At 72.5% G+C, this 12,335-nt stretch carries 12 protein-coding genes and 1 pseudogene; 8 read left to right on the top strand and 5 right to left on the bottom strand.

Going from position 1 to position 12,335, the window contains the following annotated elements; genetic code table 11:
• Nucleotides 1–22: 22 nt before the first annotated feature.
• Nucleotides 23–850 (bottom strand): acyltransferase, encoded by an 828-nt coding sequence (locus PYS65_RS30700; protein WP_279337188.1) that lies wholly within the window; start codon nt 848–850, stop codon nt 23–25.
• 108 nt (nt 851–958) lie between these two features.
• Here PYS65_RS30700 and PYS65_RS30695 point away from each other — a divergent pair, with 108 nt between their 5' ends.
• Nucleotides 959–1,492, top strand: coding sequence for a gamma carbonic anhydrase family protein (locus tag PYS65_RS30695; protein WP_279337187.1), 534 nt, complete (start codon nt 959–961; stop codon nt 1,490–1,492).
• Between the two features lie 47 nt (nt 1,493–1,539).
• On the opposite strand, the gene PYS65_RS30690 is transcribed toward PYS65_RS30695, so the two are convergent.
• Nucleotides 1,540–2,448: a universal stress protein gene (locus PYS65_RS30690; RefSeq protein WP_279337186.1), complete on the bottom strand. Its 909-nt coding sequence runs from the start codon at nt 2,446–2,448 to the stop codon at nt 1,540–1,542.
• Between the two features lie 274 nt (nt 2,449–2,722).
• On the opposite strand from PYS65_RS30690, the gene PYS65_RS30685 reads away from it, so the two are divergent.
• Entirely contained in the window at nt 2,723–3,187 is a 465-nt protein-coding gene (locus PYS65_RS30685; RefSeq protein ID WP_279337185.1) for a cyclic nucleotide-binding domain-containing protein, read from the top strand.
• Between the two features lie 43 nt (nt 3,188–3,230).
• Here PYS65_RS30685 and PYS65_RS30680 read toward each other — a convergent pair whose 3' ends face one another.
• Complete coding sequence (locus PYS65_RS30680) at nt 3,231–3,668, bottom strand: DUF4442 domain-containing protein (protein ID WP_279338129.1); 438 nt, start codon at nt 3,666–3,668, stop codon at nt 3,231–3,233.
• Nucleotides 3,669–3,848: 180 nt separating this feature from the next.
• Between PYS65_RS30680 and PYS65_RS30675 the strand changes: the two genes are divergently transcribed.
• Nucleotides 3,849–4,886 (top strand): DUF8017 domain-containing protein, encoded by a 1,038-nt coding sequence (locus PYS65_RS30675; protein ID WP_279337184.1) that lies wholly within the window; start codon nt 3,849–3,851, stop codon nt 4,884–4,886.
• A gap of 108 nt (nt 4,887–4,994) precedes the next feature.
• Nucleotides 4,995–6,287, top strand: coding sequence for an MFS transporter (locus tag PYS65_RS30670; RefSeq protein WP_279337183.1), 1,293 nt, complete (start codon nt 4,995–4,997; stop codon nt 6,285–6,287).
• Here PYS65_RS30670 and PYS65_RS30665 read toward each other — a convergent pair.
• Nucleotides 6,249–7,094, bottom strand: a complete 846-nt coding sequence (locus tag PYS65_RS30665; protein WP_279337182.1) for a spermidine synthase — start codon at nt 7,092–7,094, stop codon at nt 6,249–6,251. The genes PYS65_RS30670 and PYS65_RS30665 overlap by 39 nt on opposite strands.
• Before the next feature lie 308 nt (nt 7,095–7,402).
• On the opposite strand from PYS65_RS30665, the pseudogene PYS65_RS30660 reads away from it, so the two are divergent.
• The 4 genes and pseudogenes from PYS65_RS30660 (at nt 7,403) to PYS65_RS30645 (ending at nt 11,413) form a co-directional block, all read left to right on the top strand.
• A pseudogene (locus tag PYS65_RS30660) lies at nt 7,403–8,654 on the top strand (RNA-guided endonuclease InsQ/TnpB family protein).
• A 571-nt stretch (nt 8,655–9,225) separates the two neighbouring features.
• Nucleotides 9,226–10,041 carry a TVP38/TMEM64 family protein gene (locus tag PYS65_RS30655; RefSeq protein WP_279337181.1) on the top strand — a complete coding sequence of 272 codons (816 nt, stop codon included), beginning with the start codon at nt 9,226–9,228 and terminating at the stop codon, nt 10,039–10,041.
• A 226-nt stretch (nt 10,042–10,267) separates the two neighbouring features.
• The gene (locus PYS65_RS30650; protein ID WP_279337180.1) at nt 10,268–11,143 is read left to right on the top strand and encodes an undecaprenyl-diphosphate phosphatase; all 876 of its coding nucleotides are present in this window, start codon (nt 10,268–10,270) and stop codon (nt 11,141–11,143) included.
• Nucleotides 11,144–11,233: 90 nt separating this feature from the next.
• Complete coding sequence (locus PYS65_RS30645) at nt 11,234–11,413, top strand: hypothetical protein (protein ID WP_279337179.1); 180 nt, start codon at nt 11,234–11,236, stop codon at nt 11,411–11,413.
• 65 nt (nt 11,414–11,478) lie between these two features.
• On the opposite strand, the gene PYS65_RS30640 is transcribed toward PYS65_RS30645, so the two are convergent.
• Nucleotides 11,479–12,219 carry an SDR family NAD(P)-dependent oxidoreductase gene (locus PYS65_RS30640; RefSeq protein ID WP_279337178.1) on the bottom strand — a complete coding sequence of 247 codons (741 nt, stop codon included), beginning with the start codon at nt 12,217–12,219 and terminating at the stop codon, nt 11,479–11,481.
• Between the last annotated feature and the right edge of the window lie 116 nt (nt 12,220–12,335).

Here is a 12,335-nt window from a genome sequence, read left to right as displayed (position 1 = left end):
GCCGGCCCGCCGGGGGCGGAGGTCAGCTCTCGGGCTCCAGCTCGACCAGCCGGACCGGTTCCTTGAGGTCCTTGAGAACCGGGGCCTCCTTGACGTCCCCGGCATCCTCGGCGTCCTCGACGCACTCGGCGTCCAGCGTCGCCAGCGCCCGCAACTGCTCCGGGGTGACGCCCTCCGGGATCGGCACCGGTGCCGGAGTGCGCAGCGGCGGCTGCCAGCCGTCGGCCGGGGTCCAGCGGCGTACGACGCGGGCCGGGGCGCCCGCGACCACGGCGTGGTCGGGCACCATGCCCCGGACCACCGCGCCCGCGGCCACCACCACGTTCCGTCCGATCCGCGCGCCCGGCAGGATCACCGCCCCGGTGCCGATCCAGCAGCCGGGGCCGATCTCCACCGGGTCCATCCGCGGCCACTGCCTGCCGATGGGCTCGTGGGGATCGTCGTAGGAGTGGTTGGTGGAGGTGACGTAGACGTACGGCCCGAAGTAGCAGTCGCTGCCGATGGTGACGGTGGTGTCGGCGATGACATGGCTGCCGCGGCCCAGGACGACGCCGTCACCGAGGCGCAGGATCGGGGCGGGGCCCAGCTCCAGACCGGGCATCAGGCCGGCGGTGAGGGTGACCTGTTCGCCGATGATGCAGTGGGCGCCGAGATGGATCCAGGGCTCACCGAAGACGGTGCCGAGCGGGAAGGCCAGCCTGGTGCCCGTTCCCATCGCCCCGAACCGGAGGCGGCCGGGGTGCTCGGCGGTCACCGAGCCCGTGCGCTGCGCCCACGCCCAGCCCGCGTGGACGGCGCGCTGCGCGAGGCGGCGCAGCCAGGACGAGAACGTGTTCCTGCTCTTCGGCACCCGCTCACCGTAGTCGGCGGGCGTGCCGTCGAAGAGCCGGAGGCCCTGTGATCTTCACCCCACCGTGTCGGCGTACGGTGCCTGACATCACCCGACCAGGAGGCGACGATGACGCACAGGGCACTGATCACCGGGATCGGCGGCAGGGAGCCGCAGGTGGACCAGGAGGCCTTCGTGGCACCCACCGCCACGGTGATCGGGGACGTGACGCTGCGGGCGGGCACCAGTGTCTGGTACGGCGCGGTCCTGCGCGGTGACGTGGAGGGCATCTCCGTCGGCGCGAGCAGCAACGTCCAGGACAACTGCACGCTGCACGCCGATCCCGGCTTCCCCGTCACCGTCGGCGAGCGGGTCTCCATCGGGCACAACGCCGTGGTGCACGGGGCGACGGTCGGGGACGACTGCCTGATCGGCATGGGTGCCACGGTGCTCAACGGCGCGGTGATCGGCGCCGGCTCCCTGGTGGCCGCACAGGCGCTGGTGCCGCAGGGCATGGAGGTGCCGCCGGGCTCCCTCGTCGCGGGGGTCCCGGCGAAGGTGCGGCGGGAGCTCACCGAGGAGGAGCGTGCGGGACTGACGCTCAACGGGACGATGTACGCGGAACTGGCGAAGGCGCACCGCGACGCGCACGGTACGCCCTGAGGCGGGACCGGGGCACCGGCCGGTGCCCCGGTCCCGCCTGCGCCGGATCAGTCGTGCGCGACGACGGCGACGGGTGCCGCGGAGTGGTGCAGCACGGCGTGGGCGATGGGTCCGACGCGGATGCCGAACGGGTTCCGTCGGACGCGGCGTCCGACCACGACGAGCGAGGACTCCCGGGACGCCTCGATCAGCCGGATGGAGGGGCTGCCGCCGAAGGACTCCTCCGTCACCTCGACGTCCCCGAACTCCGCCCGCCAGGGGACGAGGATCTTCGTCAGCGTCGCGGCCTGCTCCGCGCTGACCTTCTGGTACGTCTCCGGGTCGGCCGGCAGCCCGTGGACGTAGTACGGCGGCAGGTTCCAGCCGTGCACGACGCGCAGGCCGGTGCCCCGCCGGGCCGCCTCGGCGAACGCGAACCGGATCACCGCCTCGTCGGGCCGGTCCGTGTCCACGCCGAGGAGGACGGGCCGGTAGCGGCTCGCGGCGGACGGGATGCCCGCGGGGTCCGGCTCGTGTTCGTCGGTGGCCTGCTCCCCGGCGCGGACCAGGACGACGGGCCGCTCGGCACGGGCCACGACGGCGAGGCCGACGGAGCCGACCAGGAACCCGGCGAAGGCTCCCATCCCCCGGGAGCCCAGTACGAGCAGTTCGGCCTCCTCGGCCGCCTTGACGAGCACCTCGTAGGGCCGGCCGGTGGCCTGCTCCGCGGTGACCTCGATGCCGGGGTGGCGCAGCCGCAGCCCCTCGGCGGCCTCACTGCGCGCACGGTCCCCGCCGTCGGCGGAGGAGTTCTCCCCGCCGAGGGACAGGGCCTGGGACACAGGATCCGGAAGGGGCTCGCGGACCTCGAGCAGCCGCAGCGGCAGACCACGGAGCTTCGCCTCGCGGGCCGCCCATTCGGCCGCGGCCCGGCTCTCGGCCGAACCGTCGAAACCGACCGTGATGGTGCGGGACATGACGTGCGCCTCCTGTTGTCGGTGGGATCATCCACAGCGTCGGGCCGGAGAATAGCCTGACGACAGGGACCGCGGGTCCCCCGCGGGTGCCGAAGGTCCTGCTCCCGCGGGGGAGGGAGCGCCCGGACCACCGGGTCCCGTACGGCGTGCGGGACCAGCCCGGCACGGGGCGGACGTGACGCATCAGGGCCGTACGGCCCATGGCCACGGACGGGTTTCCGCAGGAGGCTTAGACCACCACGGCAGTTCCCGCACCCCGTATGGGAGGTCCGCGATGTTCGCTCCCCCGTCCCCCAGCATGCCGCGCGCTCTGCCCGCCGAACACCGGGTGAAACTCCTGCAGAACGCTCGGGAGGTGTCCTTTCCGCAAGGGGCCCGGCTGTTCGAGGAGGGTGGCCACGCGGACCGGTTCTGGGTGATCCGTACCGGCACCATCGAGCTCGACATGCACGTGCCCGGCCGCCGGGCCGCCGTCATCGAACGTCTCGGCCACAACGAACTCGTCGGCTGGTCCTGGCTGTACAGCCCGCACGTCTGGCATCTGGGCGCCGAGGCGGTCACTCCGGTGCGGGCCTACGAGTTCGACGCCGGGGCGGTCCACGCGCTGAGCAAGGAGGAGCCGGCCCTCGGGCGGGACCTCTCCCAGTGGGTGGGCAGCGTGGTCTCCCACCGGCTGCACGCCGCCCGGGTCCGGCTGCTGGACCTGTACGGCCCTTACGGGGCGGGCAGCGGAGTCTGAACCGAACCCTCCACCGCCGCCCGCCGTCGGCCCGCCCCCTCGGTCAGCCGTTGGGACGGAGCGTCCAGACGACCGTCATCTCCCCGGTCACGGCACCGTCCTCGCGCCGGATGGCGACCGTCACCGGGAACTCGGGACGCCGGCCCCCGTCCAGTTCCGCCACGACCTCGGCGGCCGGGCGGCCGAGGGTCGCGGTGGCGGTGACCGGGCCCATCGCCAGCTTCTTGTAGGCGATCTCGGCGCGGACCGCCAGGGGTACGGCTCGCGCGAGCTGGTCCCCGAAGGCGGCGAGCACGATGGCGCCGCTCGCCGACTCACCGAGGGTGAACATGGCGCCGGCGTGCGGGCCGCCCACGTGGTTGTGGTAGTCGCCCTGGTCCGGCAGGGACACCACGGCCCGCTCCGAAGTGGTCTCCAGGAACTCGAGGTTGAGGGTCCGGGCCATGGGCACCGTGGCGGCGAGCATCTCGCCGATGGTCATCTGGTCTTGGCTCATGGCCGCATGTTACTCATGGGTAGAACATGTTGGCCAGGATCCGGAGCCGCCCTCCGACGCCCCGGACCGGCGGCCCGCCGCCGCGGCACTCACCCCCTGATTGCTACGTCCCCGTCAAAAGGCAGTGACCTGATCGTGTCACTGGCAGGACTAGGGTGGCTGACCATGTGGCCAGGAAACCAGCCGCCCGGGGGCGAGCAGAACCCGCAGTCGGACAATCCGTATCAGCAGCCGGGATACCAGCAGCCGAATCCGTATCAGCAGCCCGGTGCCCAGCAGCCCAACCCCTACGCGCAGCAGCACCAGCAGTGGGGGACGCCGACCACCGTGGGCATGCCCCAGCCGCCGCAGGGCGGGGGCGGCGGGAACCGGACGAAGCTGGTGGCCGTCGTGGCGGCGACGGCTGTCGTCGTGGCCGCCGGTGTCACCGGTTTCCTGGTGCTGGGCGGCGACAACGGCGACAAGCACGACACGGCCGGCAAGAAGGACGAGAAGCCGCCCGTGAGCGCGTCCGCGGACCCGTCCGCGGAGCCGAGCACATCCTCATCCGAATCCGCATCCGGCTCCGAGGACAACCCGCGGGGCGGTGAGGCGGAGAAGGCGACCGTTCCGGGCTGGCAGGTCGTCACGAACACCCGTTTCGGCACCAAGTTCGACGTCCCGGCCGACTGGGAGATCGAGACCCCCGGCACCAGTGTGGGCTTCGAATGGGAGGAGAAGGACGGTGAGACGGGCCGCACCACCGTCACCGCCCCGGCCTACCTGAAGTCCAAGTGGTGCACGAGCGACGACGACAAGGACGGCCGCGAGGAGAAGACCTCCCTCGTCACCGCCGGAACCCGTGGTGAGAACGGCGCCAAGAACACTGACATGGCGGCGGAGACCCGTGTGCCGTGGTGGATCTTCGGCGGTTACACGCAGCCCGACAAGAAGAGCGTGAAGGCCGGGAAGCCGAAGGCGTACACGACCGCCTCGGGTCTCGAGGGCAGCGTCGTCACCGCGTACTCGGAGGGCACGCCGCAGAACGGCAAGTGCGACAGCGAGGGCAAGGCGATCACCTTCGCGTTCAAGAACGGCGCCGGGGACTTCGTCACCTGGAACCTGTACGGCGCCAAGGGCGTCAAGGACGAGATCCCGGAGGCCACCGTGCAGAAAATCCTCAGCACGGTGCGGCTCACCGAGGAAGCACCGACCGAGTCGTGACCGGGCCGTAGCGGGCGGCGGGAAACGAACGGCGGGCGGCGGGAAACGAACGCGGAGCGGCCCTCGGCACATTTGGCAAGTCGGCCGCCCCCCGGCGATAGTCACGGTGTGCCGACCATCGATTCCCGTCGCCGTCCCGCCTGGGCGGGCCGCAACTACACGCTGCTGACCGCGTCCGCGGTGGTGACGAGCCTGGGCAGTCACGGTGCGTTGATCGCCTCCGCGTTCGCGGTGCTGGCCGCGGGCGGGGACGCCGGCGAGGTGGGCCTGGTGGCCGCCGCCCGCACCCTGCCGCTGGTGCTGTTCCTGCTGATCGGCGGTGCCGTCGCGGACCGGCTGCCGCGCCACCATGTGATGGTCGCGGCCAATGTCCTGAACTGCCTCTCGCAGGCCGCGTTCGCGGCCCTCGTCCTGGCCGGGGAGGCCCAGCTGTGGCAGATGATGCTGCTCAGCGGCCTGGGCGGAGTCGGCCAGGCGTTCTTCGGCCCCGCCGCCGAGGGCATGCTGCTCTCCTCGGTCGAGGGCGAACAGGCCGGCCGGGCGTTCGCGGTGTTCCGGATGGCGATGCAGGGTTCGACGCTCGGCGGCGTCGCCCTGGGCGGCCTCATGATCGCCGCGATGGGACCGGGCTGGGTGCTCGCGGCGGACGCGGCCGCCTTCGCCGTCGCGGCGGCGCTGCGGGCCTTCCTCGACGTGAGGCACATCCCGCCGCGCGCGCCGGGCGGCGGTCTGCTCGCCGACCTCCGGGACGGATGGCGGGAGTTCTCCGGCCGACCCTGGCTGTGGAGCATCGTCATCCAGTTCTCCATCGCCAACGCGGTCGTCGGTGCCGCCGACGCGGTCTACGGTCCGCTCGTCGCCCGGGACCATCTGGGCGGTGCCGCGCCGTGGGGCCTGGCCCTGGCCTTCTTCGGCGGGGGCACGGTGGTGGGCGCGCTGGTGATGACCCGCTGGAAACCGCGCCGCCTGCTGTTCGTCGGCACCCTCTGTGTGTTCCCGCTGGCCCTGCCGTCCGCCGCGCTCGCCGTGCCGGTACCGGTGGCGGTGCTGTGCGCGGTGATGTTCGTGACCGGCGTGAGTGTGGAGGTGTTCGGCGTCTCCTGGATGACGGCCCTGCACCAGGAGATACCGGAGGAGAAGCTCTCCCGGGTCTCGGCCTACGACTGGTTCGGCTCGGTGGCGCTGGTGCCGGCCGCGATGGCGCTGGCGGGCCCCGTCCAGTCGGTGTTCGGCCGCACGGAGGCGCTGTGGGGCTGCGCCGCACTGGTCGTCGTGGTCACGGCGGCGGTGCTGTGTGTACCGGACGTGCGCACCCTGCGCCGCCGGACCGTGCCCGTCGCCGGGACGGTCCGGGGCACCGAGTCAGCCGATGCCGAACGCCCCGTCGGGGGGCTCGGGTGACGGTACGGCGTCCTCGTCCCGCACCGGCCGCGCCCCGCCGGTGAAGTCCCGCAGGGCCGCGCCGTGCTCGACGCGTGCGGGGAAGACGTCGGCGGCGGTGCGCCGGGCCAGGGCGGCGATGTCGAGGGGACGGTGCGCGGCGGCCAGTACGGCGTTGCCGAAGCGGCGCCCGCGCAGCACCCCCGGCTCGGCGATCAGCACCAGCTCCTCGAAGACCGTGCCGAGCGTGGCCAGTTGGGAGCGCAGGAAGGCGAACGGGGCCGCGTCGGCGAGGTTGCCGAGGTAGACGCCGCCGGCCCGCAGGACGCGCGCCGCCTCACGGGCGTAGGCGACGGAGGTCAGGTGCGCCGGGACCCGTGAACCGCCGAAGACGTCGGCGACGAGGACGTCCGCCGAGGCGTCGGGGGCGGCCTCCAGCCAGGCGCGGGCGTCCGCCGCGTGCGGCGTGACGTCCGCCCCCTCGGGCAGCGGCAGTTGCTCGGCGACCAGGTCCAGCAGTTCCCCGTCGAACTCGACGACGTCCTGCCGGGAGCCGGGGCGGGTCGCGGCCAGGTAGCGGGGCAGGGTGAGCCCGCCGCCACCGAGGTGGATCGCGTCCAGCGGGTGCCCCGGCTCGGCGAGGGTGTCCAGGACGTGCCCGAGCCGCCGGACGTACTCGAACTCCAGATGAGCCGGATCGTCCAGGTCGACGTACGACTGCGGCGCCCCGTCGACCGTCAGCAGCCAGGCCCGCTCACGGTCGACGTCGGGCATCAGCTTCGCGGTGCCGTGACCGACGGCACGGGTCACGGGTATCGGCTCGTTCACAGCCCCCATTGTGCCGCCGTGGCACCGGCCGGGTGTCCGTCCCATCCCGCGCGCGGGATGGGACGGACACCCGGCGCCGCTTCAGCAGATTCTTGCGAGGAACCCCAGGGCTTCAGCCCCGGGGGGAATCGCATCCTCGTGGTCGCGGCGCGGAGCGCCGCGGTATCGCTCGTGCGGACCCGGCCGCGGAGCGGCCGGGCGTCGTCTCCGGTGGGGCCATACTGCTGTGCCGGTGTGGGTTCACTCGGCCGGGTGATGACGGGTGAATGTGCGGTGGCCGGTCGTACGGGTGGGTAGGTTCGGTGATCGTGAAGCTGGTGGTGCAGGTCAGACTGGTGCCGACGCCGGTGCAGGCGGCGGCGCTGGAGGCGACCCTGCGGGCCTGCAACGAGGCCGCCACGTGGGTCAGCGAGGTCGCCTTCGACAGCGGGGAGTTCAAGAACTTCGCCCTGCGCAGGCTCACCTACGGGCAGGTCAGGTCGCGGTGGAACCTAGGCGCCCAGGCCGCCCAGCACACGATCAAGAAGGCCTGCGACGCCTATGCCACGCTGCGGGCGAACCTGAAGGCCGGGAATCTGGGCCGACCGGGCTCGCACCGGTACCGGCGGGCCACGCAGAAGCCGATCGCTTTCCGGCCGACGGGCGCCCAGCCCTTCGACGACCGGATGCTGTCCTGGCAGACCGACCGGCGCCGGGTCTCGATCTGGACGGTGGCCGGGCGGGTGAAGGACGTGGCGTTTACCGCCTCACCGGAGCAGCTGGCCACCCTGGCCCTCTACCGCAGGGGCGAGTCCGATCTCGTCTGCCGGGACGGCAGGTGGTTTTTGAACGCCACCTGTGAGGTGCCCGAGGCGCCGCTGAACACGGAGCCGGTGGACTTCCTCGGCATCGACCTGGGCATCGTCAACATCGCCACCCTCGGACGGCGAGATCATGGCCGGGCACGGACTCAACCGGATCCGGGTGCGGGAACGCACACTGCGGACCAAGCTGCAGCGAAAGAACACCCCGTCCGCCCGGCGGCGGCTGAAGAAGCGCCGCGGCAAGGAGGCCCGGCGGGCCCGGGACATCAATCACAAGATCGCGAAACATGTGGTGGCCGAGGCAGAACGCACCTCGCGCGGAATCGCCCTGGAGGACCTGACGGGCATCCGGCAGAGGGTACGGCTTCGCAGGCCCCAACGGGCCACCCACTCCAGCTGGGCCTTCGCCCAGCTGGGGCAGTTCATCGCGTACAAGGCCCGCCGGGCGGGGGTGCCGGTGGTGTATGTCGATCCGGCGTACACCTCCCGTACCTGCGCCGAGTGCGGGCACCTCGACCAGGCGAACCGGGTCTCCCAGGCCCGGTTCGTATGCCGGTCCTGCGGATTCGTTGATCACGCGGACCGGAACGGCTCCCGCAACATCCGCGCCCGGGCGTGGGAGTTGTGGCGACGCGGGGTCCCGTCAACGGCCCCCGCCCCGCTCCCGCGCCCGCGGGACGGGGCTGGACGCGGACGCAGCACCACAGCCAGTGGCGCCCGTTCTGCAAGCCCGGGACTTCGGTCCCGGGTCCGTTGACATGCGGTTTGGTGCGGACGTACGCCGTCTTGGACATGGCGGTACCTCGAAGCCTCTCGAAGGTGATGCGTGAGCGGTCCCGGCCGCGCGGCGGATCGGCGCGCGGCGGGACGGGGACCCCGGGAACCTGGCCGACCCTCCCCCTGGGGGGTCCGCCGGACGATCCGGGGAGGTTCAGCTTCGGGCGCCGTCGACAGCGGCGGGGAAAGCGGGAACGGCGGCCTTCGGGGCATCCGCGACCGCGGATGCTGCGAGGTGGAAGGCGTACCGGAACATGGCGTCGATCATTGCCGACGGCCCGCCCCGCGTCGAATGGTTTTCCACGAGGTCACGGGGAGCCGGGCGGTCACGCGCCGGTGTCCCGCCACGGGACGGCGGGCAGGAGGTGCCGGGCGACGGGCAGGAACCCGGAGGAACGGTGGCGCGCACGGCGGCGCGGTCGGGCCGGGGCAGGCCCTCCGGCCCGGTGTCGGCGATTCCGCTCCCCGGCACCCCGGGTGTTGCGGCCCCCGTGGCGCCCATGAGACGCACACTACGGCGACCGGACACATGCGTCGGTTAATGTCACCGGATGCTCGATGCCACCGACCGCTCTGGGGGCACCGCGACGGCCTCTCCCCGGGCCGTCGCCACGGAACTCGCCGCTGCCGCCGTCTCCGTCCCCACGGCCGCCCCGGCCCCGGCGCCCGTGCTCCCGCCCGGGCCCGCCACGGGTCTGCCCGCCCGCTGCGCCAGAGCCCTGCTGTCGCCCTGGTCACGGCTGTCCCTGCTGCTCGTGCTGCTCGCCTCCGCGGCTTCGGCGATGCTGCTCCTGGAACCGCAGAAGCTGCTGACCGACGGCTGGCCGTCGCAGCTCGGCGGAGCCGCGGCGATCACGGTGTACGCGGCGGCCTACGGGGTGTGCACGGTGGCGTTCGTGCCGCGCCCGCTGCTGAACCTCGCCGCGGGTGCGCTGTTCGGCAGCCAGTTGGGGCTCGGTGCCGCCCTGTCCGGCACGGTGCTCGGCGCCGGGCTGGCCTTCTGCCTCGGCCGGGCACTCGGCCAGGACGCACTGCGTCCGCTCCTGCGGGGGCGCTGGCTGAAGGCGGCCGACCAGCAGCTGAGCCGGCACGGCTTCCGCTCGATGCTGGCGGCACGGCTCTTCCCGGGGGTGCCGTTCGCCGCGTCGAACTACTGCGCCGCCGTCTCCCGGATGGGCCTGCTGCCGTTCCTGCTGGCGACGGGGCTCGGCTCGATCCCGAACACCGCTGCCTACGCCGTCGCCGGCGCCCGCGCATCGGCACCGACCTCCCCCGCCTTCCTGATCGCCCTGGCCTGCATCACCGTGCCGGGCCTGCTGGGCGCGGTGATCGCGTGGCGCAAGCGGCGCGGGCTGCGCCGCCGTTGACGCCTCGGGCACTCCGGGTGGGATCCACCGCCACCCCGCCGTGGTCGTTCCCGCAGCACCGCGTCGGCTTCAGGGGCCGAAAGCCCGTGCGACACCTGGCATCGTTCGTTCATCTTGGGGCGCTACGCTTCGACCCCGGCGCGCCTGATCACCGCACACCGTGCTTCGGCGTGCCCGTCACCTTTTTCCGCTTTTTCCGCGATCGGCACTTGGACACCGCTGCCTCATGTCTTGGTTTGAATCTCTCATCCTCGGACTCGTCCAGGGGCTGACCGAGTTCCTGCCCATCTCCTCCAGCGCGCATCTGCGGCTGACCGCGGCCTTCTCCGGCTGGGAGGACCCGGGCGCGGCCTTCACCGCGATCACCCAGATCGGTACGGAAGCAGCCGTGCTCATCTACTTCCGCAAGGACATCGGGCGGATCCTGTCGGCCTGGACCCGCTCGCTCACCGACAAGGAGATGCGCCGGGACCACGACGCGCGCATGGGCTGGCTGGTCATCGTCGGCTCGATCCCGATCGGTGTGCTCGGCCTGACGCTGAAGGACCAGATCGAGGGGCCGTTCCGCGACCTGCGGCTCACCGCGACCATGCTGATCGTCATGGGCATCGTCCTCGGTGTCGCCGACCGGCTGGCGGCGCGCGACGAGAGCGGCGGCCGGCACCGCACGCCCAAGCAGGGCAAGGAACTCCAGGACCTGACCGTCAAGGACGGCCTGATCTACGGATTCTGTCAGGCCCTGGCGCTCATCCCGGGTGTCTCCCGCTCCGGCGCCACCATCAGCGGCGGCCTGTTCATGGGGTACCGGCGTGAGGCCGCGGCCCGCTACTCCTTCCTGCTCGCGATTCCCGCGGTGCTCGCCTCCGGACTCTACGAACTCAAGGACGCCACCGACGGCGGTCACGTCACCTGGGGCCCCACGATCTTCGCGACGGTCGTCGCCTTCGCGGTCGGGTACGCGGTGATCGCGTGGTTCATGAAGTTCATCTCCACCAAGAGCTTCATGCCGTTCGTCTGGTACCGCATCGCACTCGGCATCGTCATCATCGTCCTGGTCAGCATGGGTGTGCTGAGCCCGCACGCGGCGGAGTCGTCGGGCTGAGGACCCTCATGGGGGGACGTGACCGAACCCATACGGGACGGGTAGCCGTCCGGTAGCGCGCTGTCAGCGCGTGGCCCTAGGCTGGTCGGCATGTCCCCCGAATCCGTGACCCCTGGTTCCGTGCGGTCCGCCGCTGAGGTCAACGAGCGCATCCGAGCACTGTGGCTGCGCGCGGGCGGATCCCTGTCGGCGCATGAGCGCGCGGAGTACGAGCTCCTGGTGGTCGAGTGGGCGGCGGCGATCCGGGGCGAGGTCGTCAAGGCGGCCTGAGCCCCCGCCCCGCCGCCACCGGCCCTCGTACCGCGGCCCCCTGTTCGCGCGTCGGAACGCGCGTCTCAGCGTCCGCCCGCCACCCGCAGCACCGCCCCCGTCGTGTACGAGGCGTCCGGCGACATCAGCCAGGCGACCGCCGCGGCGATCTCCTCGGCCCGCCCCGGGCGGCGCAGCGGGACCGTGGCGGCCACCTCCCACGCCCGGTCCGGGGCGCCCATGGCGGCGTGCATGTCCGTGTCGATCGCACCCGGAGCGACCGCGTTGACGCGGATGCCGACCGGACCGAGTTCCTTCGCCAGTCCGACCGTGAGGGCGTCGACGGCGGCCTTGGTCGCCGCGTAGTGGACGTACTCGCCGGGGCTGCCGAGGGTGGCGGCCCCCGACGAGATGTTCACGATCGTCCCCTCGCCCCGGGGGGTCATCAGCTGTGCGGCGCGGCGTGAACACAGCAGCGTCCCCATGAGGTTGACGTCGACGACGCGGCGTATCGTCGCGGTGTCGACGTCGGTGAACCGCCCCAGCGGCCCGGTCACCGCGGCGTTGTTCACCAGCCCCGTGACCGGCCCCAGTTCCCGCTCCGCCACGCCGAAGAGGCGGTCGACGTCCTCCTCGTCGGCGGTGTCCCCCCGTACGGTGACGGCCCGCGCACCGGCCGCCCGCACCCCGTCGGCCACGCTCTGTGCGGCCGAGGCGTCCCGCACATACCCCACCACCACGTCGTGCCCCTCCCCCGCGAGCCGCAGACAGGTCGCGGCCCCGATCCCCCGGCTACCACCGGTGACCACGGTGACGAGACGTTTCATGAAGTCCTCCCGGACTGGAGCCCGAACCGAAGATCACCAGACTCCCAGACCCGCGGGAATTCCTCGTGGGGATGCGGACATCCGCGCACCCCCCTTGGCTCCGGGCGGGTCTCGGC

It is taken from the genome of Streptomyces cathayae (assembly GCF_029760955.1).
Classification (GTDB): Bacteria; Actinomycetota; Actinomycetes; order Streptomycetales; family Streptomycetaceae; genus Streptomyces; species Streptomyces cathayae.
Note: the sequence above shows the minus strand (reverse complement) of the source record. Positions and strands in the feature narration are given on the sequence as shown.